This is a genomic window from Undibacterium umbellatum (assembly GCF_014284125.1).
GTDB lineage: Bacteria > Pseudomonadota > Gammaproteobacteria > Burkholderiales > Burkholderiaceae_D > Undibacterium > Undibacterium umbellatum.
Genome location: NZ_JACOFX010000006.1, coordinates 205,173 through 230,673 on the forward strand (window position 1 = coordinate 205,173; position 25,501 = coordinate 230,673).

Sequence of the window (25,501 nt, forward strand, 5' to 3'; positions counted from 1 at the left end):
TGCTATTCAGTTGAATTCTCTGGTTTCCAGTCCTGTGCCAATGCCTCGGCTTCTGCAACTTCATCCTTGCTCATTTTGGCAGCCACATATTTCCTGAATACTTCACTGTCTTCATAATCACCAGCCAGGCTCAGCCATTTATACGCTTCAACCAGATTGCTTGCGACGCCGCGACCTTTCAGGTAAAGCAGACCTAATTGATACTGGGCACTGGCATTGCTTTGATTCGCTGCTCTCTGAAATAATTCTTTAGCCTTGTTGTAGTCGCGTGCCACGCCATTCCCCGTAACATGCAAAATTCCCAGGCTGTATTGAGCATCGGCATAGCCCTGGTCAGCAGCCTTCCTGAACCATGACGCAGCAATGCCATGATTCGACAGCATGCCTTTGCCTTTGGCATACATACGCCCCAGATTTACTTGTGCCTTGACATTGCCCTTGCTGGCAGATAGTTCAAACCAGCTGAATGCCTGTTTGTAGTCTTGTGGCACACCTTCACCATTCAAAAACATCAGGCCCAGATTGAATTGCGCATCGGCATTACCCTTGTCTGCAGCTGCCTTGAATGATTCAAGTGCAGATGCAAAATCACCTTGCTCGTAGTAGCTGACTCCATCGTTAAAGTCGTCAGCATGTACATTGCCAGTTGCCAGCATGCATGACAGCAAGACGACAGCAGGGTTAAATTTTCGCATGGCATGTCCTTGTTGGAAAGTAGTCAGCTCTAGCTGCTGACTGCATTTTAGCAAGCGCGTGACTGCTTTGCATTTGACTTTATGATACAGATTCGATTTCCAGATCAGTCTGGTGGAAGTTTATGTCTTTCCAGATAAGGCCGCTTCCAGAACTTCAATAAATTGATGCACATGATAGGCATCGACCAGCCCATGATGGACAAAAATTGCAATCGGCAGCATCAGACGCTGATCTTGCTTGAAAAATTTGCCAACGGAGATTTTAGGTACACTGTCCTTGCGATCATATTGCCGGGCATGGGTTAGTCCGGTGAAGCTGATCCATGGGATGGCAGAGAAGTGGATGACGTCTTCACGTGCGCATTCATCATTGAAACAAAGGCCGCTGCTATTCTTGATTTTATCCATGGCGATATTTGCCCCTGCTGCGAAGGTGGCAAAATCTTCTTCATAATAAATGGGGCAAAATCCAAAAGTATGATCGGCACGCTGCACGGTTGCATTCGCGTGTATTACCTCGTAATCAAACACCTTGCCGTCTTCTATGCGGTAGCGCATGGCATCGGTGCGCATGATGGCGTTTAATATCTGATGCAGGTAAAACAGGAAGAAGGAATGCTGTTTTTCTTTGCAATACTGATAAGCCCAGGTGCAATCCACATTCAGGCTCAGGCCGTGGAAGGGTTCATCCATTTGGGAAAAGAAGGCGTAATGCTCACGCCTATTCCAGTTTGCTATATCTAACTGCTTTTTCATATCCGGGTCATCAAAACAAAAAAGGGCAGAAAATTCTGCCCTCTCATCATAACCTGTCAGGTGGTTTTGATTCAACGCATTGCGGCAATCATCTTTTCCAGTTTGACGGTGTCGGCACAGAAAGCACGTATGCCTTCTGACAGTTTTTCTGTCGCCATGGCATCTTCATTCAAGTCGAGACGGAAAGTCTTTTCATCCATGTTGATTTTTTGCAGGTCAGAAGAAGCCGCCAATTCCTTGCTCAGTTTTTGCGTGACATTGCCATTGCTGTCGCTGAGTTTTTGCAAAAGATCAGGGCTGATAGTCAGCAAGTCGCAACCAGCCAGTTCCAGGATTTGCGAAGTATTGCGGAAACTGGCGCCCATGACTTCGGTGTTGTAACCAAACTTGCGATAGTAAGTGTAGATTTTTTTGACGGACAAGACGCCTGGATCATCTGCGCCAAAAATTTCCTGGCCAGTCTTGTTTTTGTACCAGTCATAGATGCGGCCAACGAAAGGCGAGATCAGTTGCGCACCTGCTTCAGCGCAGGCTATCGCTTGTGCCAGGCAGAACAGCAAGGTCATATTGCAGCGTATGCCTTCTTTCTCCAATACTTCGGCGGCACGTATACCTTCCCAGGTAGAAGCGATTTTGATCAGGATGCGTTCACGCGGTATGCCTTCAGCTTCGTACATGGCGATCAGTTGACGGCCTTTGGCAATGGTGCCAGCAGTGTCGAAAGAAAGGCGGGCATCGGTTTCCGTAGAAACGCGGCCAGGGATGACTTTTAAAATTTCCAGGCCAAAAGCAATGAGCAAATGATCAATGGTTTCATCAATGGACTTGCCAGCTGTTTCTTTGACAGCTTTTTCAAGCAAAGGCAGGTATTCCGGCTTTTGCACGGCTTTCAGGATCAGGGACGGGTTGGTCGTCGCGTCACGTGGCGCGTAAGCCTGGATAGCCTGAAAATCGCCAGTGTCAGCGACAACAGTGGTGTATTGCTTGAGTTGTTCTAATTGGTTCATGGTATTTGCAAAAGTGGGGGCAAAATCAAAAAATCAGGGCAGGACTGTAATTAGGGGTTCACCTGTAACAATATCACCAATCACAGCAGCTTCCAAGAAGCCACCCTGACGGAAAATCCTCAAAACATCTTCTACTGCTTCAGGGGCGCAGGCGACCAGCAAGCCGCCTGAGGTTTGCGGATCGGTCAACAAGGCTTGTTGCGCGGGGCTGATCAGTGCATCAAGATTGACAGACTCACCATAGGCAGCCCAGTTGCGGGCTGAGGCACCGGTGATAAAACCATCAGTCGCCAGTTGTTCTACATTCGCCAGCAAGGGTATCGTAGTCATATTCAGACGCGCTGCCAGTCCTGAGCCACGACAGACTTCCAGCAAATGGCCTAGCAAGCCAAAGCCGGTGACATCGGTCATGGCATGCACGCTATCAAGAGCAGACAGGGCCTGCCCAGGTTTGTTGAGTTTGGTGGTGCTGTCTATCATGGTGTCATAGCCAGCGCTGTCCAGTACCTGTTTTTTCAGGGCAGCAGACAATATACCTACACCCAGTGGTTTGCTGAGTATCAGTTTGTCGCCTGCTTTCGCATCCGCATTGCGCTTGACCTTGGATGGATGGATCAGACCCATGACCACCAGGCCATAAATTGGTTCGACAGAATCGATGGTGTGACCACCAGCGATGGGTATGCCAGCTTCGGCGCAAATGCTTTCACCACCCTGGATAATCTTGCCTATGACTTCCAGCGGCAACTGATTGATGGGCATGCCGACCAGGGCCAGTGCCATGATAGGGGTGCCACCCATGGCATAAATATCTGAAATGGCATTGGTGGCAGCGATACGACCGAAGTCAAAAGGGTCGTCCACAATGGGCATGAAAAAATCGGTGGTGGCGATCAGTGCCTGCTCATCATTGAGTTTATAGACAGCTGCATCGTCTGCAGTTTCTATGCCGACCATGAGGGCTGATGGCACAGGAAAGCCCGAAGATTTTTTTAGTATTTCGGCAAGTACGCCAGGCGCAATCTTGCAACCACAGCCACCGCCATGCGAAAAAGAGGTGAGTCGAACGGGTGCGTCAGTTTCTTTGCTCATGAGACTTATACTTTTTTGCGTTGGTCAGAAGCTGTTGATTATACGCCTAGCCTATAAGTATAAAAAAAGCGACCACCAAAGTGATCGCTTTTTCATGATATTGCTTATGCAGCAATGTCTATGTTACTTGCTCTACTGAGTAAAGCTACATGGCAAATCAGTAGTCGCCAAATGTACGACGTGCACCACTATCGTTAGAGCGGTTGCCTTTGTAGCCGCCGCCTTCTTTACGTGGACCAGCGCTGGTACCAGTAGAAGCGCCAGCTGGCTTGCTAAAGCTGCGTTGACCTGGTTTGTTATTGCCGTAACCACCGCCACCACCTGCGCCAGCGCCTGTTTTACGGGCGTCACCTGGTTTCCAGCCGTTAGGTTTGCGTGCAGCAGAGCGTGCTGGTGCGGCAGATTTCTTAGGTTCAAAACCTTCGATGACATCAACAGGGATCAATTGCTTGGTGAAGCGTTCGATACGTTTGACGTGCATGCCTTCAGCATGGTTCACCAGGGAAATCGCCAGACCTTTACGACCAGCACGACCAGTACGGCCAATACGGTGGACATAATCTTCCGGGAATTTAGGCAAATCGTAGTTGAATACGTGCGTAATCGCAGGAACGTCAATACCACGGGCAGCAACGTCAGTTGCTACCAGTACACGTACCGTGCCACGGCGCAATGCGTCCAGAGTGCGGTTACGCGCACCTTGGTGCATGTCGCCATGCAGGGCAGCAGCAGCGAAACCAGCGATGTTCAGGCGGTCAGCGATCGTGTCTGCATCACGTTTAGTGGCTGTAAATACAACTGCCTGGTCAACGGTAGTGTCGCGCAGGAGATGATCAAGCATGCGGTTTTTGTGTGACAGGTCATCCACAAAGTGAACGCGTTGCTGAATGTTTTCATGCTTGCTGGCAGAACCGGCGATCTGTATGACCAGAGGCTCAGTTGTGATGCGTTTTGCCATGTTACCAACGACGCCATCCAGTGTTGCGGAGAACAGCATAGTTTGACGTGTAGGAGGTGTGGCAGCGACGATTTTTTCGATATCGTCGATGAAACCCATGTCCAGCATGCGGTCAGCTTCGTCCAGAACCAGCATTTGCAGTTCAGAAAAGTCGATCTTGCCAGATTCCATATGGTCGATCAAACGACCAGGTGTTGCCACCAGGATTTCTGGATTGCGGGACAGCAATTGCATCTGTTTAGGATAAGGCATGCCACCCAGGATGGATACTGCCTTGATACGGCGGGAATAGGCGCTGTATTTGTCAGTTGCTGTAGTGACTTGCAAAGCCAGTTCGCGGGTTGGAGTCAACACCAGCATTTTTGGTTTTGCAGCAACGAAACGTGGTTTGTCGCCACGTGAACGGGCAGCCTGGCGTTCTTGATTAGGGGTTTTGCTGGTGGCAGCGTCGTAGCTGACAACTTCAGCAGTAACCAGTTTATGCAAAGCAGGCAGCATGAAAGCGGCAGTTTTGCCGGAGCCGGTCTGGGATGAGACCATCAGGTCACGACCTTCAATCGCGGCAGGGATTGCCTGTTCTTGTACCGAAGTTGGCTTGGTGTAGCCAGAATCAGTCAGAGCGCGGATGATATTGACGTGTAGACCTAGTGCTTCAAAACTCATGAATTTCTTTCGTGATTGGAACATTTGCAAAATGCGGCAGCAATGCCAAGCTCACCGACGATAAGGCCAGTTTGCAGCATGTTTTGCCGGAACGATTGCTTCTGTTCCCGTATAAATTAGCGCGTTGCTAACGAACGCGCGCAACAATGCAGCGCCAACCAAACGAAATGAACACAGAAAATCCAACAAGGGACGACAATGAAATTTCGGCACAAAAGCTTTGCGCCGGGATGATGTCTATGGATTACTACCAGACATGCGAGGCGGGAGGGCTTTTACATGCACCATCCTGAGGATGTGCACAGGCTTGCGATGCTACTTGGTTCTACGCTGAAATTTATATTGCAGCGCAAAAAACGGAACTATACAGGATTTTTCAGGAAAAAGCAGCCAGTTTCTAAGAAAATCTTGCTCATGCCTCAAAATAAACGCCAGCAAAAGTGTTGCCAGTAAAAGTCGGCATTTCCACGCGCATCAAAGCGAAAACGTTTTTCTTGCCAGCCGAGAGCGAACAAGGATAGCACCTGATCATAATAGGCATCCGGCTTGATGGCTTGTGCTTGCAGGCGCAGTTGCTGTTGCACCAGCGTTTTTTGTACGCCGTTGATTTGCAGCAGGGGCAATAGGGCGGCACTGAATCCGCTGGAGCCCGGCCCACTAATCTCGCCGCTGAGGATGTCGATAAACTCTGGCGGATAACCCTTGCTATCGACAAGTTGCAGCATGGGGCGCAGCAATTTAAGCAGGTTAGCTCTTTCCGCATCCTGGCTGGCCATCATGCCTGCCCAGAGATAAACCCGGATGGCGTTATAGCCACCCTGGCCTTTTTCCGCGCCCTGGCTATCTGGCAAGAAGCCTTTTTGCGCATCGTAAATAATCCAGTCGGCAGCATAGCCCTTGGGCGCGCTGCCTGCGATGAGACGCATGGCCGGAGCTAACATGCGCTTCCAGCGTTCATCGCTTTCTTTTTGTTCAAACCAGCGCAACAAGGGCAGGGGCAGGTAGCTGGCATTCAGCTTCCATTGATTGTTAGGCAGATTGAAGCCAGTCGGGGCTGGTAACAAGCTCAGCCCCAGTCCTGGCAGTTCGGCGGTTTCTTCATTCAGTATTCTTAGTGCCAGCAAGCTCGATAGGGCAGAATAACGCTTGTCTTTCCAGACTTCTCCAGCGACACCCAGACTATAGGCTATCCACAAATCAGCATCAGAAGCCGGGTTCTTATCGATGACGCCCCAACTATTGTCTTCACGTTGTCCCCATTGCCAGGCGGGCAGGCGAGCTGTCAGGTCACCGGCTGACAGGTTGTTCTCGGTCCAGGTCAGAATGCGTTGAAAAGCGGCTTTATCATTGGCACTCAGGGCAAAGAACAGGGCGTACGCCTGCCCCTCGGAAGTCGTGGGCTTGCGTGGGCCGCTATGGTCGATTACTCGGCCGTCCTCAGCGATGAAAGTTTTTTTGAAGTGATCCCAGGCAGGCCAGGGATCATTGCATGAAGCTGCCAGTGCAACACCGGGCAGCATCAGCCAGCAGCTGAAAAAAATCAGCAAGCACTTGTAAAGCCGGGATAAGTCGTTCAAGGTGTTGAACATGTGGGAGATGTATTCATTTTACAGCGGCATTGCATGAGGGAAAGATCAATCTTATGCCTTCATGCAATGCTTAAACTGGCACAGGCCGATTACTTATTGTAGGAATCAGCGTTGAGGCCCATGACATGCGAGAAGCCGCCATCGACGTAAGTGATTTCACCAGTAATACCGTTTGCCAGTGGCGACAGCAGGAAGGCCGCTGTATTGCCCACATCTTCAATTGTCACATTGCGGCGCAGAGGTGCGTGCTCGGCAACAAAGCCCAGCAGTTTGCCAAAGTCCTTGATGCCGCTGGCAGCCAGGGTTTTGATAGGGCCAGCGGAGATACCATTGACGCGTATGCCTTTTTTGCCCAGGTGTTCTGCCAGGTAACGTACCGATGCTTCAAGTGATGCCTTGGCCATGCCCATGGTGTTGTAATGCGGGATGGCACGGATAGCACCCAGGTAAGACAGGGTCAGCAGGGCCGAGTCTTCACGCAGCAGTGGCAGAGCAGCTTTTGCCATGGCCGGGAAACTGTAAGCAGAAATGTCATGCGCAATGCGGAAAGCTTCACGGGAGAACCCATCGAGGAATTCACCGGCAATTGCTTCGCGTGGTGCAAAGCCGATAGCATGTACCAGGCCATCAAGCTTGTCCCAGGATTTGCCCAGGTCAGCAAAAACCGCTTCAATTTGTTCGTCGCTGGCGACGTCGCAATCAAAGATCAGTTTGCTATCGAATTCAGCCGCAAAATCAGTAATCCTGTCTTTGAAACGTTCGCCTACATAGGTAAATGCCAGTTCAGCGCCTTCGCGTTTGCATGCCTGGGCGATGCCGTAAGCGATGGAACGATTGGACAGCAAACCGGTGATCAGAATTTTTTTGCCTTGCAGAAATGCCATGTTGACTCCAGGTAGGGCCGCATCAAGTCTATGGCCGGTCGGCAAAATGCCAGGCTAAACCTGCCCTTGATACGTTTTAAAATTTTTTGATACTGCACAAAGTGAGACTGGCCAACTTGTGCCCATACTCACAGTAGGTCGGAATTGTAGTGGCTAAGACCAAAACGGGCAAATATTAAGTGTGCTGCGATGGCAATAATGAACTTAATTTGGCAATTCCGGGCAATATTGGTACTGCAATTGCCCAGTTTTTGACTGAATGACTATCAATGCAGTTACTTATCTTGCTGGTTTGAAGTCTCCAATTCCTTCAATTGTTGCTCTGCATGCTTGTTGTCAGGATTTAATTTCAAGGACTGGCGGTAATTGACGATGGCCAGATCTTTGTTGCCGGCGACTTCATAAGCTTCACCCAGGCTGTCAAAGGCATTGAAGCTGTCCGTTGATAAGTGGGTGTTCAGTCTGAAAATCGCCAATGCTGCCTTGAGTTTATTCTGGCGCAATAATTCATAGCCCCAGGCATTCAAATCACTATCTTTAAGAACAAATTCTGGATTCAGTTTATGCAGGCTGTCATACAGCGCTTCGGCTCCCTGAAAGTCTTGTTTTGCCAGTCCCTGTATAAAACCGGAGCGTGTTGGCAGGGCACCTGGCAGGGCAGGCCGGTGTTGCACATACATCATATGTGCAGGCGCGCCATTTTTGACTGGCGTCGTTTGCAAAAAGCGTTCGCTTTCTGTGTTGGCTTTGAGCTTTGCATTGAGAAATTCCAGCACATAGCGGCTGACCCAGGAATGTGCTAAACCTATTTCTTTACGCGTGTATTCAGAAAAATGCAGATCGGATCCCATGCGCAAGCTATCTGAAGCAAAGTCGACATGCTGCATCCATGGCATGGTGATTTTAATTAAATCCATGTATTTCATGCTATTGAGTGCTGAATAAGACATGTCCTGGTTACGCTGGCTCAGTTCTTCCAGTGATTCATTTCCCCTGTGTATAAACAACGTCGGTACCGTGATTGATACTGCAGGAATCTGTTTGGCAAATTCAGTGAAACGGCGCAAGGAACCATCAAGGCTAATCAGGGCAGAAATGCGGCTGTCTCTTGAGGCTGCAACAAAGTTGGCCATGCCGCCCCAACTGAAACCCATTACGGCAATTTTGGATAAATCTGCTTCAGGTACGGTCGACGCATAGGCGAGTAAAAATTGTATATCTCTGGCCTGGGCATCAAGGCCAGCCATATCGATGCTCACATTATTTGTCAGCGGGCCCTGGCTGGCGCTGGAAATAACGATGTAGCCATGGCTGGCCAGGTATTCAAAGTTATCGACGTTCTCCATCGCTTCGCCACCAGCGCCGGGGGCATAAATCAGGACAGGGTATTTGCCACTGGCTGGGGATGTGCCCTTGCTTGCACGCATGACAGCCTGGACTTCTGCATTGCCACGCTCGTTGCCAAATACGCGTAGTACTTTGTCAGTCTTTTCCTTGAGCTTACGCTCGATTTCAGCGCCAGGCAGCTGGAAGTCAGGCCTGGTCTCGGTCGTTCTCAGATAATCAATGAAACGCAGGGGCTTGCCTGGTTTATCTGAGGGATACCAGATCAGGGTTTGTACCGGGCGGGCACGTTCAGTTTTGATCGCTTCGCCAGTGACCAGATCATGCTTGCCCTTCATGGAGCGGCTGAAGTCATATTGCTGCACCAGGCGAAAACCGACAGCGTGTTTGCCATAGGCATTGGCGAGCTGGAAATTTGGTTCGGTGGTATTGGCTGAAGCCAATGTTGCTGCGAACAGGCAAAAGCCACTGGCGGCTTTTGCAATATGGCGCAGAAAAAATGAAGGCTGGCGTAGCATATATCGTTGCTTGCTTATATGCTTAAGTGAACTCTCCGAGCGGGCCATGCGTACAAAGGAAAACCACTTGCTTTGAAAATTCATGCGTCTACTTTCAAAAAAGCTGAGGCAGGCCATGTGCTATCAGTGCCCGGCTTGATTTACGACTGGCCTGTGTTCAGGATTAAAGTGCGAAGTACATTTCTTTGAGCAAGGCACCTGGCACGACTGCGCCGCCAGTATGGCGTTCACCATAAGAGCGGTCATCCATGATGACCTCGGTTTCTTGTGTTAGTTTCAATAAATTATCACCGAGTATCCTGAATAAAGAATCATCAAAGCGCATGACATTGAGCGGCGCCTTGATCTCTCCGTTTTCTACCCAAAAAGTGGCGAAGCGTGTCATGCCTGTGATGCGGCAGGTAGCACGATCAGAAAAGTTCAAATACCAGAGATTGGAAATATAGATACCCGTGCCCAGCTCTTTGAGTATGTCCGCGTTTGCCAGTGTACCCGCGCGCATGATCAGGGATCTTGCTGACTCATCGTCCGGTGCCCCATTGGCGATCAAGCCAAATTCCTTGGCGCTGCGCGGTGAGATCATGCTGCCGCTCAGTTTGCCCGTCTGTATCAGGGGAATGACGTCGGGTTTGATGAAGCCTTGCGCCTGAAAACCAGGCTCCAGGCCAGCACGGCTGTCTTCGCAGATATCCACCATGGCATGCATGCTTGCTTCGCCTGACTGCAAGCGACGCAGGCAGCTATGGCGGGTACGCAAAGACTTTTCGGACAGACCACCCCAGTTGAGCATCATAATCAATTCATTCAATGCCGTCGGGCTGAGATAAGCCCGGTAATTGCCTGCCGCAACGGTGACAGGTGGTCGCGCCAGCAAGGCGAGCTTTTGACGGGCATCGGCAAATTTCTTCAGAAATTCAGCCTCATCCCAATGGAAGCCTGCATAGTTGGATTTGACAGCTTTATCTGTTGAATGAAACAGGCTCCAGTCAAAATTGATATTGCTGGTTTCATACCAGTTGCGCTGGCCATAGGAATTGGCAAAGCCGCGATATTGCGTACCTGTGGTCAGCAGGCCCACCATGTCTACCCCGTTTGCTGCTGCCAGTATCTGCTCCAGTATGGCCGATGTTGGGGGCAGGGAAGATGGGAGGATTTGTACGCTGTTGTTAACTTCAGTGGCTATCATCAGGTGCGGGTCTGCTGGCAAGTCTGGTAATTGCGTACGCAAATCTTCAATTGCAGCATTGATCCTCGGTAAATCCATTTCCGTTTCGCCGCTGAGATTGAAACTCATGGCCGCATGGGTTTGCCCCTTGATCAATTGCAGGTTCAGTATCAGTTGCAAGACATGGCCAGGCTGGCGTATGGCGCTGCGGTTGAAACGGACAAAGTCACTGGACTCTGCCGACAACCAGGTGGTGCTGACTTCATTCGCCGCTAATTGCGTTTCTATATGTGCTGCCAGGGATAAAAAATAGTCTTGCATCAGGCTTCGCCTCCAAATACTTCCACCTGGTCAAACAGGCAGGCTGGTGAAGCGTGACCCACGCGTATGACTTGGGAAGGCTCGCCTTTGCCACAGAAGGGTGTGCCCATGACTGCCAGGGTGGATACATCACCCACCATTTTTAGCGAGCGCCAGAAACTCTCTGAAATACCACGATAATTGGGATTCTTGACCAGTTCTTGCAATTTGCCATTGCGTATCATTTGCCCATATTCACAGCCAAACTGGAATTTATTGCGTGAATCGTCGATGGACCAGGACACATTGGTATTCATCAGCACGCCACACTCAACACTGGCAATCATCTCATCGAGGCTGCTGCTGCCTGCTTCTATATTCAGGTTGGCCATACGGTCTATGGCCGGGCGGTTCCAGTCGCAAGCGCGCGAATTGGCGACACCTGCCATACCAGCGCGGGCTTGGGAAAGGGCGCTGCCCAAAGGTTTTTCCAGTATGCCGTTTTTGATGATCCAGGTTTTTTCTGCAGTACTGCCATCATCATCCCAGCCAAAGCTGGCAAATTGTTCGGCACGGCTGGGGTCATAGGTGACGTTCAGCAATTCAGAGCCATACTGGAAATGACCAAACATCTCTGGTGTGACAAAACTGGTGCCAGCAAAATTGCGCTCATCACCAAGGATGCGGTCAAGTTCCAGCGGGTGCCCTATGGATTCATGGATTTGCAGCATCATCTGTTCTGGCATCAGCAGCAAGTCCATGCGGCCACTTGGGCAGTTAGCTGCATGCAGTAGCGCTAGTGCTTCCTCTGCAATGCGCTTGCCCGCGCCATAAAAGCCGGATTGCTGCAAAACTTCCATACCACCCTGACGGCAAAAACCGTTGTATTGACCTCCGAGGCTACGGGTCTGGGTCTCTGATCCATCGTTGGCGGTAACGCTGAGATTCGGTATCAGGTAGTTGAATTGCTGATGTATGTCAGCACCAGCACTACTGATAAATAGTTGCTCAGTATGAGTCACGCCTATGGAAGCACTCCAATCTACAATCTTGTCGCTGAAATGCGATGCTGCAGACTCCTGCATTAGTAAGGCAATCAAGTCTTTCCTGGGCCAGATGGATGCGGCAGGACTTTGATACTGACCGATAATAGCAGCTTGCGGGATTTTGCTGAAGTTGGTGATCGTTTTACCTGCGCTGAGCCTGGCCCATTTCAAAGCATGCTGCAATGCGGTATTCAATCCATTGCGGGATAAGTCGCTGGTTGCGGCATAGCCGTAGCCACCATCATGAATAACGGTCAGCATCGCGCCATGGCTTCGGGCATTGCGCAGGGGTTGCAATACATTTTGCCTGACCAGCAGTTCTTCACTGCGCTCATCCACTACACGCATGGAGAAAAAATCGACAGCGGGCATTAATTCCCGGAATAAACTTCTTAATGCTTCCAATCCTGACTCCAGTAAATTTGCTGCATATGGATATGCGGGAAATTGTGCCCGTTTCGTCAAGCAACAGGCGAACGCCATCTTGCCAGTGTTTGCAAGATTGGTCAAAAATATAAGTGTAAGGAGGTTTTTCAGACTGGAGCGGGCGAACCAGCAAGCAGCCGATTCGCCTGTGCAGCTTAGTGTTGCAGACCCTTGGGAATGGCATTGAGTAAAGTCTTGGTGTACGCCTGGGTAGGATTCAAATACAGATCATCTGAATTCGCCAGTTCGATAACCTTGCCCTTGTTCATCACCATGACCTGGTCGGCAATATATTTGACCACTGCCAGATCATGCGAGATGAAGATGTAGGACAGACCAAATTCTTCCTGCAAATCCTGCAGCAGATTCAGCACCTGCGCCTGCACCGATACGTCGAGTGCTGACACCGATTCATCGCAGACCAGCACTTCCGGTTTCATCGTCAGGCAGCGCGCAATGGCGATACGCTGACGCTGGCCGCCAGAAAATTCATGTGGGTAGCGATGGAAGGCAATTGTTGGCAGGCCGACCTTTTCCAGCAATTGATAAGCCATGGCAGAGCGTTCGCTGTCGTTGGCGCCGATATTGTGGATGTACATGGGTTCCATCAAGATCTGCCCCACAGTAAAGCGCGGGTTCAGTGATGCATAGGGGTTTTGAAAAATGATTTGTATGCGGCGCTTGTAGTGATGAAATTCCTTGTTCGACATGGACAGGATGTCCTTGCCTTCAAACAGAGCTTGCCCGGTGGTTGCCTGATGCAGGCGCATCAGTGTCAGGCCAACCGTGGTCTTGCCAGAGCCTGATTCACCCACCACACCCAGAGTTTTGCCACGTGCCAGTTTGAAGGAAACACCTTCTACGGCCTTGAATTCTTTCTTGCCAAAGAAGCCTTCACGGGAGTAAAAGCTCTTGCCCAGATCCTTGACTTCCAGCACGATTTCTTCATCGCCTTTGAGGCCACGCGGGCGTTGTTTTTGCTCGACCAGTGCGCCGTTATTGTTCATGAAGTCGGCAATCACCGGCAAACGCCATGGACGGGTATCCAGCGTAGGGCGGCAGTGCAGCAGCGCCTGGGTATAGGTATCTTTCGGGCTTTCAAATATTTGTTCTACCGTGCCCGCTTCGCGGATTTCACCATTGCGCATGACGATGACATGGTCGGCAATTTCACCGACCAGTGCCAGGTCATGGGTAATGAACAGCACTGACATTTTGTGTTTAGTGCGCAGCGCATCGATCAGGTCGATGATCTGCTTTTGTATGGTGACATCCAGTGCCGTCGTCGGTTCATCGGCAATCAATAATTTGGGTTCGCAGGCTATCGCCATGGCGATCATCACCCTTTGTTGCTGGCCGCCGGACATCTGGCTGGGGTAGGCGTCGATCTTGTTCTTAGGATCGGGAATGCCGACTTCTTCCAGCAATTCTATCGAACGTTTGCGAGCCTGTTTTGCATCCATGCCCATGTGCAGACGCAAGACTTCAGCGATCTGGAAACCGACAGTAAATACCGGATTCAGCGAGGTCATTGGCTCCTGGAAAATCATGGATATTTCCTTACCACATAAATCGCGCCTTTCCGCAATGCTGAGCTCCAGCAGGCTGCGGCCTTCAAAAATGATTTTGCTTTCAGCGGCAATGCTTGAAGTATCTGGTGGCAGCAAGCCCATGACGGCCAGCGAGCTGACGGACTTGCCACTGCCGGATTCCCCTACCAGAGCGACGGTGGAATTGCGCGGTATTTCAAATGAAATACCCTTGACGGTTTCTACACTGTCTTTTTTATTGACGCGGAAAGACACTCGCAGGTTTTCTACTTTCAGCAAAGCTTGATTTGGGTTTTCTTGACTCATGATCTGTCCTTATTTCAACTTGGGGTCAAGCGCATCGCGCAAGGCATCGGTGAACAATGAAAATGCCGTCACCAGCACAGCCATCGCCGCGGTTGCGGCAACCAGTTGCCACCATTTACCCAAAATCAATTCATTCTGTGCTTCATTGAGCATACTGCCCCAGGACACCACACCAACCGGCACGCCAAAGCCCAGGAAACTCAGGATAACTTCGGACTTGATAAAGCCGACGACAAGGATGGATACCTGTACCAGTGCCACATGGCTGACATTCGGGAAGATATGCACGAACATCTTGCGCCAGTGCGAAGCACCGATGGCATCTGCTGCCCACACATATTCACGCGCCTTGTGCTTCATGTATTCGGCGCGTATCAGTCGGAATGGACCAGTCCAGCCAGTAAAGGCCAGAATCAGGATGATGGTGGTCACACCTTTTTGCTGCAATACAGCTGCGACTGAAAGTATCAGCAACAGGTAAGGGATGGAAGTGAAGATGCTATAAAACCAGTTGAAAAAGTCATCGACTTTTCCGCCAAAATAACCAGCCAGTGCGCCAAACATCGTACCCAGCAGTGTCGCCAGAAAGGCTGCAACCAGGCCAACGACGATGGAAGTCTCAGCACCCTTGATGGTTTTCTTGATAATGTCATGCCCCCACTTGTCGGCACCAAAGGGCAGGGTGGTCAGGCGGTCGGCCACGACAGCCTTGCCAGACTTGGCAAGTTCAGCGCGGATTTCTGCCATTTCCTTTGCCAGCGGGTCAGGGATGCCGTAATCATTGACGATGATTGCCTGATCAGCATCTGGCTGCTTGCGCAATTCACGGATGATGTCAGCCAACGGGTCGAGAGGATTCTCAGGCGGTGGTGCTTCTACTTCTACTTTAGCTGCTACGTTTGCGTCTGCGCCAATAAAGCCGGGCGGGGCATAGCTGACACCGCTTTCCTGTTCCCAGTCAGCGGCAATGATACCGGCAGCGGACAGGGTAAGAGTCAATAAAAAGGCAGTCACAATCGCCATGGCGATCATGGCGACCTTGTCGGCGCGCAGGCGGCGCCAGGCCAGGGCCCACAGCCCGGGCGAAACAGTTTGAACAGTTGGATTGGTGATAGTCGTGCTCATGAATGATCCTTATTTCAACTGTACGCGTGGATCAACCGCCTGGTACAGCAGATCGGTCAACAAATTAAAAAACATGGTCGCGGCAGCGACATACACGGTGATCGCTTTGATCACGGGGAAGTCACTGCGTTCCACTGCCAGTATCACTTCGCGGCCTATGCCAGGGATGGAAAAGAAACGCTCGATCAGGAAGGCGCCGATCAGCAAGGCTGGCAGGTTCGACATGACGTGGGTGATGATAGGTATCGACGCATTTCGCAAGACGTGTACCCATTTCACGCGGCTTTCGCTAACGCCCTTGGCGCGTGCAGTGCGCACATAATCCTGGTTCACTTCATCCAGCACAAAGGTGCGGAACAGGCGCAGGTTAGGTGCGACACCCACGGCCAGAGCGATCAGGATAGGCAGGGCAGAGTATTTGAACAGGTTTTCAGCAAAGTGATTGCCCCAGCCCTGTACCGGGAACATTCCCAGTTTATAAGCAAAGAAATACTGGCCGACGATGATGTAGACCAGGATACTGACCGACATGCCGACGGTACAGGCAATCATCACAGAGCGGTCAGTCAACGAGCCACGTTTGAAGGCAATTGCGAGCGCCAACGCAATCGCAATCAGGGTTTCGATAATTGTAAGTGGTATCAACACAGTCAGCGAAGGGCCAAGACGTGTGCCTATGATGGAAGACACTGCTTCACCGGTACTCCAGCTATTGCCAAAGTTGAAGGTGACAATTTGCTTGATGAAGATCCATAGTTGTACATAGTAAGGCTGGTCTATGCCAAGTTGGGTGCGGATATTGGCTATCTGTTCGGCATTTGACATCTTGCCTGCCAGGATGTAGGCCGGGTCGCCACCCACCCAGTTAAACAGGAAAAACACCAGCAGGATGACACCCAGCATCGTTGGTGCCATCTGCCATAAGCGGCGCAGTATATAAGCGGTCATGTTTGTCTCTCGGTTTTCAAATTTCAGTCAGCCTGCGGATTACTTGTTCTTGTCGATGTCGATCTGTAGCCATTCTATATGCATGATGGGGTGCTTTTTATGACCTATCACGCGTGGCTGTGACAGCATCATGCGATGGCGGGCATAACCCAGGCGCTGGGCAGCATACAGTTCCATGATGCGGGTCATCTTGTGATACAGCAGATCGCGCTCTGGCCCTGGAGCCATTTTTTGTGATTGTTCATACAGCTTGTCATATTCTGGGATGGCGACGCAGCCATTATTATTCATGTGTATGTTTTTACCGTAAAACAATTGCATAAAGTTATCACCATCAGGATAGTCCGCTATCCATGGTGAAATGCGCTGCATCAATTGGCACTGCTTTTCTGCTTTCAAAATTTCAGCAAAGGGACGGAATTCGGCACGCATTTTAATGCCTATGCCGTCATAGGATTTTTTCCAGACCTCAGCCTGCAAATGACCGCGTGATTCTGTCTGGGCTGTGTGAACAATTTCCAGTGGACTACCATCTGGCATGGTGCGATAACCATCCTTGCCTTTTTTGTAGCCGAACTTGTCGAGCAAGGCGTTGGCTGCGGCAGGATTGTACTGAATGCTGCTTTTGTAGTTAGGGTCATGTCCTACCACGCCAGGAGGGATGGGATATTGCAAAGGTATAGCATGCCCGTTGTCTACGATGCGTATTTCTTCTTCTACATTGTGGGCCATGGACATGGCGCGGCGCAGGGCGATTTTCTCTTTGCTCAAGCCACCAAATACCGGGTCTCGCATGTTCCAGTAATAGACGGTTAGTTCTGGGTCAATAATGCGCGACATCTGTATGCCGCGTTTGACAAATTCAGGCTTCAAGTCTGGTCCGTTCAATACCTGAGGTGCCAGACCGCCATATAACTGGAATAAATCAATTTCATCTTTTTGGAATGCCAGCAGGCGCGACTGGTCTTCCAGTATCACATTGACGACGACACGCCCGATTTGTGGCATGCGTTTGCCCTTCATGGCAGCAATGATTTTCTGATCATTCGGGTCTGCGCTGGCCTGGAAATCCCATATCGTCTTATGAAAATCAGGATTTGCATCCAGTATCATTTTCGAGCCGCGTACCCATTCAGTTAGTTTGAAAGGGCCAGTGCCTACTGGGTTTGCCATGGCAACACCTTGTGCATCCTGGTATTTTTCTATGACTTCGCGTGCAACCGCGGACATGGCGGTGTAGGCCAATATCATGGGCAGATTAAAGTCCGGACGCGTCAGATGTATGCGCAAAGTATATTTATCGACGACTTCCAGACCTGGTACCTTGGCCGAATAATCAAATTTACCCGATTTCTTCGCCTGCGCGGCCAGTTGATCCAGTCCCGTTATCTTGTCTTCTAACAGCCATACATGGGTAGAGGCGATTTTCGGGTCCATGATGCGCTTGAATGAATACACATAATCATCCACCGTCAATTCACGCTTTTTGCCATTGAAGGCCGCATCAGGCGTGAAGTAAATACCTTTCTTAAGCTTGATGGTATAGGTTTTGCCATCGGCAGAAATCTCTGGCATGCCATCGGCTGTTTTTGGGATAATCTTCGCCGGGCTGGCCAGGTAGTCATAGGTGAACAGGCGTTCAAAAATCGCCTCATTAATGGCGTTGGAGTACAGGTCTCGTGTCGCCGCAGGGTCAAAGCCGGTTTCCGCAACTGGGAAGATGGTGCGCAACACTTTTTCCGGATCAGCAAAATCAGGTTTGGCAGCATGTGCATGCATGGGCAGAGTTGTTGCGGCCAGACCAGCAAGGGTCAGGCAGATTGCCATGCCTGTTCTGGATAGCTTGCGTAAAGCTCTGTCGCGCTGATACGGATGAGTGGACTTCATAAACGAGTTCTCCTGCTATTTTTGTACGATGATAATAAATGCGTATTGAATCAACTGAGACTTGCACGTCGCAATTAATGTTTTTCTACATCAATGAAGGCCCAGTCAGAATGTAAGATAGGATGCTTTTTATAGCCAATAATCCAGGGACGATATAGCCAGCTGCGGATGCGCGAGGTATGTACTATCCATGGTGTATCAGCTTCTACCTGGCGGTTCATTTGTGCATACACCTTATTGCGCTCTTCCCCCAATGGCAAGGAGATAGCCTTGCGGAACAGTGCATCATAGGCAGGTGATTCGTAGCAGGCATGGTTGCCCGCACCGGCTTTGGGACCGTAGAGTAATTGCAGGAAGTTTTCGCCATCAGGGAAATCTGCATTCCAGGCGCCGCCCCACATATTCAGTTTGCAGGCGGAGGCAGCTTTCAGGTTGTCAGCGAAATTGCTGACCGGGAATTCGATGCGCAAACCAATTTTATCCAGGCCACGTTTATAAATCTCAGACTGAACTTTATAGATGGCTGCGGGTTCCACGGTTTTTTTGAGGATGAGCGGGCTGCCGTCAGGATTATTTCTGTATCCATCCGCTCCACGTTTATAGCCAAAATGGTCGAGCAGTTTATTGGCTAATTTGATGTCATATGCGAGACTGCTGCGGTAAGCTGGATCGTAGCCAACAATATCCTTGGGGATCAGCATTTCAGATCGTATGGCTTGCCCCAGCCGCATTTGGGCGATTTCATCTTCATGACTATAGGCCATGCCTATCGCGCGACGCAGGGCAATTTTCTCCTTGGTGTAACCGCCGATCAAAGGGTCGCGCATATTGAAAATCGTAAAGGTGATGCCCGCGTCTGTAACTCTGTCCATCTTGATGCCCTGGTTTACCAGGTCAGGTTTTAACGCAACTCCATCGAGGGCTGCCGTGGCAGCGCTTTGCGGCAGCTTATCAATGTCAAGTTGCGAATCCTGAAATGCCAGCCAGCGAGATTGTTCTTCTTCGATGATGCTAATGTCGACCTTGCCAACCTGGGGCATCTTCTTGCCCTTCATTTGTTTGACGATTTCTTCATCGCGGGCGCTGCCCGTCGATTTGAAATCCCAGGTGTAGCCACGGTATTCGGGGTTGGCCGTGAGCACGATCTTGCTACGTGGCAAATACTTTTCCACCATGTAAGGACCAGTCCCGACTGGATGCAGGCCAGTTTGATCGCCATAAGCCTCTATCACTTCCCTCGCTACTGCGCCAAAACCGCCGTAGGCGACGACATACAGGAAATTGTAGTCTGTTGCTGTTAACTCTATCCTTAGCGTGTACTTGTCGATAGCCTTCAGGCCAGCAACTGGCGCATCGTAGTCGAATTTACCCGTTCTTTTTGCATTTGCAGCGACACTATCAAGGCCAACAATTTTGCCTTCTATGAAGCTGGCATTGGGTGAACGGTTGACGGGGTCCAATACGCGCTTGAAGGTGTAGACATAGTCGTTCGCGGTCAACTCATGTTTTTTGCCCTTGAATGCGGGATCGGGGGCAAAGTAAATGCCAGGCCTGATCTTGAAGGTAAAAACTTTCCCCTGCTCGGTTACTTCTGGCATTGCCTCTGCAGCAAGTGGCAAGAGACGTGCCGGGCGTGCCAGGTAATCATAGCTGAGCAAGGGTTCAAAGATTGCTTCACTGACCCAGCCAGAATAAAAATTCTGGGTTTTTGCCATGTCAAAGCCATCATCCGCAGCTTCGAAAGCCTGCCTGACTACTTTGTTGAGGTCCGCAGGGCTAGCTGCCTGAGCCACCTGCAAGGAAACTGAAGCCAGCAGCATGGTGAAAATACAAGCAACTCTCTGGTGACGCATGAACATTGTTAACCTTCGTACTCTCGTAGTGTAAATTTATTCTGCTTAAGCATGGATCAGGCCCGAGTGGGGTACATGCGGGCCTTTAATGGCAAAATCTTAGAAAAAAAACTATTGAATAGTTTAATTTACATATTGCAGGTGCAAATTAATTTTACCCTTGTGTTTTCAAACAATTTAGCTTGTATGCATGCCAAAAAGCCGTAACCTTAACGCAAGAGTCACATCGGTGGGAAATGAAAAGAAATTTTTATTTCACACGGTAATGCTCAAGTGTGACAATTTTTTTCAATTTGTGATTTTCAAGTGCAGTTTGATCGTGATTGCGCACCAGAGAAGGAGTGATGATGTTGCCTTGCACCATTGCGGTGCAATACTGCGGCGCAACTTTAGATAGTTTGGAGGCTAAAAAGAGGCTCAAAAAAAATTAAATTTCGGCGAGTAGCTAAGTCGGCAAATTTATCAATGTAAGGAAGTGTAAAAATAGCTGCGCTGACATGATTTATGCTGCACAGCACAAAAGAATAGGTTTCCTAAGCGCGTGTTTTTTTGGCAAAATGCGTCATGTTGTTTTTTTGATGGACCAGCTGTCATACTACTTGACAGTTTCTGTGCGGAAGTGGTTTTATGCGCCTTCGGAAAATTTTCTGACGCTTAAATTTACATTTCGCAGATGTGAAGGCAACTTTTTTTACATGAATAAATTAAGTTGCCAGCCAATTTGCAGTGTAACCATCTGCAGCAGGTAAAAATTTCCGGACCACCTTGCGAGCTATTGTCCTTCGGGGCCGTAGAGCATGGTTGATGAAATAAGAAATAGATCAATAAGTTTATTATTTGGTTAATTGCTGACGTAGTCAGTAAAGTAGTCAGTAAAGCTTGATATTTTGGTTGCAGGCAAAATTAAATAAGTCAGTTTCACAAGAAAACTCGATTTATATTTTGATGAGCCTGCTGCTTATGAATTTATAAGTGGTTTTGTATCGGTATGGCTTTTTATTGATGCTCAGCATTTATAATCACTTTTTTGTTTGAGTTGTTTTGACTTGCGTCAGACAGTAGACCTTGTGGTAGTGGAGGAGCAGTAATGGATTTTTCAAATCGCCAGCAAGAGCCGGGGAAGAAGTTTATAGGTATAGGGCTGGTAATCGCATTTCACTTACTGGTGGTATATGCGCTGGTATCAGGATTGGCTCGCAAGGCCATGGAAGTGGTGATCAAGCCAGCAGAAGTCAAGCTGGTGGAAGAGGTGAAACCACCGCCACCACCGCCAGATACACCGCCACCGCCGCCACCAAAACTGCTGGCCCCACCGCCACCGTTCATTCCGCCACCGGAAGTCCAGGTACAACAACCGGTACAACAGCAGCCGACGATCGCCGCCGTATCGAATGTCAAGCCAGAGAACCCGACATTCGCCAAGACCCAGGCCCCACCTGCTCCCGTAGCAGAAGCCAAGCCTACAGGTCCTGTGACAGTACCAGGCGTGATCGATTTTAACGTTGGTGGTTGCAAACCGGAATATCCGCGTGCATCGCTGCGTAACGAAGAAACTGGTACCGTGCAATTATCCGTCCTCATCGGTGCAGATGGCTCGGTAGCCGATGTCAAGATCGACAAATCCAGTGGCTTCCGCGGTCTCGATAATGCAGTGAAGTCCCAATTGATGTCAGGTTCCTGCAAAAACAAACCAGGTACCGTGGATGGCAAGCCACAACAGACATGGACCAAAGTCCAGTATGTCTGGAAGTTGGAGTAATAAAGAGACTCAGGCAAGAGCAGGCTGACAAATCAATGTTGCCTTCTCTACCCAAGAAAATTAAGTAGCAAACTAGATTAGTACCAGGCAACAAACAAACCAAGTAGCACATAAAAACAGTAGCAAGCAATACCAACCTTATTTTGTTAAAAGGAAGCACCTCAATGAAAACCCGTTTCTCCGCATTCCTGGCTGCAACACTCCTGGCTTTGACAGCCGCCGTTGCCGTCGCTCCTGCCTCCGCTCAAGGTCCAGCTTCTGCTGCCGCCTCTGCTCCAGCAGCTCCTGCTGCTGAAGCTGCCGCCGCTCCAGCTGCCCCCGCCGATGCTGGCGCTCCCGCAGCTGCACCAGCAGCAGCCAAAGAAGTGATAGAAAATCCATACGGCCTCGATGCCCTCTGGAAAACAGGTGACTTCGTTGCCAAAGGCACACTCATCATCATGGTCATCATGTCCATGGGTAGCTGGTACATCCTCATCACCAAAATCATCGACCAGGTCAAACTGTCTGGCCAGGCAACAGATGCACGCACCAAATTCTGGAAAGCAGCCTCCGTACAAGCCGGTGCCGCTTCCCTGAAAGAAGGCAGCCCATTCCGCTTCATCGCTGACTCTGGCATCAAAGCCACAGAACACCATGAAGGCGCTTTGCTGGAACAAATCGATTTGAACACCTGGGTCTCCATGTCCATCCAGCGCGCTGTGGAAAAAGTCCAGAGCCGCCTGCAAGACGGCCTGGCATTCCTGGCAACAGTTGGTTCCACAGCACCGTTCGTAGGTCTGTTCGGTACAGTATGGGGTATCTACCATGCGCTGACAGCCATCGGTATGTCCGGTCAGGCATCGATCGACAAAGTAGCGGGTCCGGTTGGTGAAGCGCTGATCATGACCGCGATTGGTCTGGCTGTGGCTGTTCCTGCCGTTCTGGGTTACAACTTCCTGGTACGCCGCAACAAGAGCGCCATGGAAGAAGTCCGTGCTTTCTCCGCTGACCTGCATTCTGTAGTTCTGTCCGGCAACATGGGCAAAACAGCAGCAAAGAAATAATTAGCAGTCACTGATTAACACCAGAAGACCTCTCAACGCAGAGGCACAGAGACACAGAGAAAAGCAAGAGGAAAATCTTCTTGTTGAAACTGATCGCAGATCATTTCTCCTGGACATTACAAGCAGTAAGTAATGAATAGGTTTTCTCTGTGGGTTTTTACTCTGTGTCTCTGTGTCTCTGTGGTGAGGGGTCTTCCGTATTCAGTAATTTGAAAGAGAACACATTATGGCAATGGCAATTGGCAATGATGGTGATGGCGAAGACGAAGTCAACAGCACCATCAACACCACCCCGCTGGTAGACGTCATGCTGGTTTTGCTGATCATCTTCCTGATCACCACCCCGGTGATTACAGACACGATCAAGCTCAAGCTGCCGGCAGAGCACAACCAGATTTACAAAACCAAACCGGAAAACATCACCTTGTCGATCAACAAGGATGGTGATCTGTACTGGAACGGCAGTACCAAGCCGCTTGGTGGCACGGATGCCCTGTTTGAACGACTCAAGGTAGAAGCAGTCAAGGTCCCGCAACCGGAGTTGCATATCCGTGGTGACCAGAATGCCCGTTATGAGTTTGTCGGCAAGAGCATTTTGACAGCCCAGCGTGCAGGTATCGCCAAGGTCGGCTTCGTTATTGAACCGCCAGCGCGGAACTAAGTAAAGGAATCATTATGGGTATGCAAATAGGTTCCGGCAGCGCGTCTGCTGATCCAGAAGTAATGATAGAAATGAACATGACGCCTTTGATTGACGTCATGCTGGTGTTGATCATCATGTTGATCATCACAATTCCCATTCAGAATCATGCGGTCAATCTGAATATGCCGCAAGGGCCGTCGCCAGTGAAGCAGACGGATCCTATCGTCGTGAATATTGACGTGGATTTTGATGGTACTGTGTCCTGGAATGGTGCAGCAGTGAATCCAAGCGAACTGGATGCCAAGCTGGCAGAAGCGGCAGCGCAACCTGACCAGCCAGAAGTGCATTTGCGTCCGGTGGCTGTCGTTCCTTACAAATCTGTGGCGGCTGTCATGGCAGCGGCACAGCGTCTTGGCGTGACCAAGATTGGTATGGTTGGCAACGAACAGTTCTTGAAATGATAAATCAGCATTTCAAGATGGTTTCGGCGCAACAATGCTGAGTTATTAAGGTATGATAGAAAATTGGCAGGGTTAACCCTGCCATTTTTCATATTCACGGGTTGAGCCTTGGTCCTTTCTAAAGCTGCAGTCCCAAAGTTTATTAAATTTATTGATTGAGAGATCAACATATGAAGCAACTTCGCTTGTCTCGTATTGCTGTATTGATTGCAGCTATTGGCTTTGCAGCCATTCCGGAATTAACAAATATCGCCGCAAATCAAGCCTATGCCCAAGAAGCCATGCGCCCTGAAATTGGCCGCATTGTGCAAGCAGCTGGTGAACTGTACAAAGCGAAGAAGTATAAAGAGGCGCTATCCAAGATTCATGAGGCCAATAGCATAGGCGGTAAGACAGTCAATGAAAGCTTTACGATAGAGCGCATGCGCTTGTCGATCGCTTCTGCAGCTGGCGACAATGATACGGTGATCCGTGCAGCAGAAACGATTGTTTCGGCAAATAAACTGGGCGGCAAAGAACAGTTGCAAATGATACAGGTGCTGGCGAATGCCTATTTCAAGGCTGGTAACTACGCCAAAGCAGCGCAATGGTATAACCGCTATTATGCGGATGGTGGTACAGACCCTTCTCTGCGCCCTTATCTGATACAGGCTATGTCGCAAAGTGGTGACAGTGCCAAAGCGATGAAAGAGATTAACGCTGAGCTGGCAGCAGATGAAAAAGCTGGCCGTACGCCAAGCCTGACCAATCTGGAATATCTGGCCAATGATGCGCTGAAGCGTAAAGACATGGCAACTTATTCCAGCGCCCTGGAAAAAATGGTGTCTTTCCATGGTAAAAAAGAATTCTGGGTTAACCTGCTGAATAATATCGAGAGAAAACCTGGCTATTCAGAAAGACTGAAACTGGATTTGATGCGCCTCAAACTGGCTCTGGGTCAAATCACAAAAACTTCTGATTACATGGATATGTCCTTGTTCGCGATCCAGGCTGGTTATCCTGCTGAAGCGATCAAAGTGATCGATGCCGGCTATAAAGCAGGGGCATTGGGTGAAGGCAAGGATGCGGATCGTCATAAGCGTTTGCGTGACATGGCAAACAAGACGCAAACCGAAAGCAATAGCTCCCTGGCAGCCAGTGAAGCAGAAGCCAAGGCGGCTAAAGATGGCAATGGTCTGGTTAATATTGGCTTTGCCTATGTGACAGCCGGGCAGGTTGATAAAGGCCTGAGCATGATGGAAGAGGGTATTGCCAAGGGTGGTCTCAAGCAGGAAGATGATGCCAAATTGCATTTGGGTGTAGCTCAACTGCAGGCTGGTAAGAAAGCCAATGCGATCAAGACTTTCAAAACAGTGCGTGGCACAGACGGTACAGCCGATCTGGCGCGTTACTGGGTAATCTATGCAAATCAGTCAGGCAAGTAATTGACCGTAGTGTGATTGCAAATAACAAGGGCGCGTGATGCGCCCTTGTTATTTTA

20 protein-coding genes are annotated in these 25,501 nt (G+C 49.9%); 5 read left to right on the top strand and 15 right to left on the bottom strand.

Annotated elements, in window-relative coordinates:
* Positions 1–2 precede the first annotated feature (2 nt).
* From H8L47_RS14175 to H8L47_RS14245, 15 genes are all read right to left on the bottom strand, one after another.
* Positions 3–695: a tetratricopeptide repeat protein gene (locus H8L47_RS14175; protein ID WP_186954247.1), complete on the bottom strand. Its 693-nt coding sequence runs from the start codon at positions 693–695 to the stop codon at positions 3–5.
* 120 nt (positions 696–815) lie between these two features.
* Complete coding sequence (locus H8L47_RS14180) at positions 816–1,451, bottom strand: chloramphenicol acetyltransferase (RefSeq protein WP_186954248.1); 636 nt, start codon at positions 1,449–1,451, stop codon at positions 816–818.
* A gap of 71 nt (positions 1,452–1,522) precedes the next feature.
* Entirely contained in the window at positions 1,523–2,458 is a 936-nt protein-coding gene (gene tal, locus H8L47_RS14185) for a transaldolase (RefSeq protein WP_186954249.1), read from the bottom strand.
* Between the two features lie 33 nt (positions 2,459–2,491).
* Complete coding sequence (selD, locus tag H8L47_RS14190) at positions 2,492–3,550, bottom strand: selenide, water dikinase SelD (RefSeq protein ID WP_186954250.1); 1,059 nt, start codon at positions 3,548–3,550, stop codon at positions 2,492–2,494.
* Positions 3,551–3,707: 157 nt separating this feature from the next.
* Positions 3,708–5,171, bottom strand: a complete 1,464-nt coding sequence (locus H8L47_RS14195; RefSeq protein ID WP_186954251.1) for a DEAD/DEAH box helicase — start codon at positions 5,169–5,171, stop codon at positions 3,708–3,710.
* 419 nt (positions 5,172–5,590) lie between these two features.
* A complete protein-coding gene (gene bcsZ, locus H8L47_RS14200) occupies positions 5,591–6,691 on the bottom strand; it encodes a cellulose synthase complex periplasmic endoglucanase BcsZ (RefSeq protein ID WP_186954252.1) in 1,101 nt (366 codons plus the stop codon).
* 158 nt (positions 6,692–6,849) lie between these two features.
* Positions 6,850–7,644 carry an enoyl-ACP reductase FabI gene (fabI, locus tag H8L47_RS14205; protein WP_186954253.1) on the bottom strand — a complete coding sequence of 265 codons (795 nt, stop codon included), beginning with the start codon at positions 7,642–7,644 and terminating at the stop codon, positions 6,850–6,852.
* A 275-nt stretch (positions 7,645–7,919) separates the two neighbouring features.
* Entirely contained in the window at positions 7,920–9,590 is a 1,671-nt protein-coding gene (locus H8L47_RS14210; protein WP_186954254.1) for a dienelactone hydrolase family protein, read from the bottom strand.
* Positions 9,591–9,669: 79 nt separating this feature from the next.
* Complete coding sequence (locus H8L47_RS14215; RefSeq protein WP_186954255.1) at positions 9,670–10,992, bottom strand: metallopeptidase TldD-related protein; 1,323 nt, start codon at positions 10,990–10,992, stop codon at positions 9,670–9,672.
* Positions 10,992–12,389, bottom strand: coding sequence for a TldD/PmbA family protein (locus H8L47_RS14220; RefSeq protein ID WP_186954303.1), 1,398 nt, complete (start codon positions 12,387–12,389; stop codon positions 10,992–10,994). The genes H8L47_RS14215 and H8L47_RS14220 overlap by 1 nt, the downstream gene beginning before the upstream one ends.
* Before the next feature lie 209 nt (positions 12,390–12,598).
* Positions 12,599–14,299, bottom strand: a complete 1,701-nt coding sequence (locus H8L47_RS14225) for an ABC transporter ATP-binding protein (RefSeq protein ID WP_186954256.1) — start codon at positions 14,297–14,299, stop codon at positions 12,599–12,601.
* Between the two features lie 9 nt (positions 14,300–14,308).
* Positions 14,309–15,424 carry an ABC transporter permease gene (locus H8L47_RS14230; protein WP_186954257.1) on the bottom strand — a complete coding sequence of 372 codons (1,116 nt, stop codon included), beginning with the start codon at positions 15,422–15,424 and terminating at the stop codon, positions 14,309–14,311.
* Between the two features lie 9 nt (positions 15,425–15,433).
* A complete protein-coding gene (locus tag H8L47_RS14235; RefSeq protein ID WP_186954258.1) occupies positions 15,434–16,372 on the bottom strand; it encodes an ABC transporter permease in 939 nt (312 codons plus the stop codon).
* Between the two features lie 39 nt (positions 16,373–16,411).
* Positions 16,412–18,259: an ABC transporter substrate-binding protein gene (locus tag H8L47_RS14240; protein WP_186954259.1), complete on the bottom strand. Its 1,848-nt coding sequence runs from the start codon at positions 18,257–18,259 to the stop codon at positions 16,412–16,414.
* A gap of 74 nt (positions 18,260–18,333) precedes the next feature.
* On the bottom strand, positions 18,334–20,112 hold the full coding sequence (locus tag H8L47_RS14245) for an ABC transporter substrate-binding protein (protein WP_222616529.1): 1,779 nt from the start codon (positions 20,110–20,112) through the stop codon (positions 18,334–18,336).
* A gap of 1,087 nt (positions 20,113–21,199) precedes the next feature.
* Between H8L47_RS14245 and H8L47_RS14250 the strand changes: the two genes are divergently transcribed.
* The 5 genes from H8L47_RS14250 to H8L47_RS14270 all read left to right on the top strand — a co-directional run bounded on the left by H8L47_RS14250 (position 21,200) and on the right by H8L47_RS14270 (position 25,445).
* On the top strand, positions 21,200–21,871 hold the full coding sequence (locus H8L47_RS14250) for an energy transducer TonB (protein WP_186952314.1): 672 nt from the start codon (positions 21,200–21,202) through the stop codon (positions 21,869–21,871).
* Between the two features lie 164 nt (positions 21,872–22,035).
* Positions 22,036–22,917 (top strand): MotA/TolQ/ExbB proton channel family protein, encoded by an 882-nt coding sequence (locus tag H8L47_RS14255; RefSeq protein WP_186954261.1) that lies wholly within the window; start codon positions 22,036–22,038, stop codon positions 22,915–22,917.
* Positions 22,918–23,143: 226 nt separating this feature from the next.
* Positions 23,144–23,578 (top strand): ExbD/TolR family protein, encoded by a 435-nt coding sequence (locus tag H8L47_RS14260; protein ID WP_186954262.1) that lies wholly within the window; start codon positions 23,144–23,146, stop codon positions 23,576–23,578.
* Between the two features lie 14 nt (positions 23,579–23,592).
* Positions 23,593–24,021 carry an ExbD/TolR family protein gene (locus H8L47_RS14265; protein WP_186954263.1) on the top strand — a complete coding sequence of 143 codons (429 nt, stop codon included), beginning with the start codon at positions 23,593–23,595 and terminating at the stop codon, positions 24,019–24,021.
* A gap of 170 nt (positions 24,022–24,191) precedes the next feature.
* Positions 24,192–25,445: a tetratricopeptide repeat protein gene (locus H8L47_RS14270; RefSeq protein ID WP_186954264.1), complete on the top strand. Its 1,254-nt coding sequence runs from the start codon at positions 24,192–24,194 to the stop codon at positions 25,443–25,445.
* The last annotated feature ends 56 nt before the right edge of the window (positions 25,446–25,501 follow it).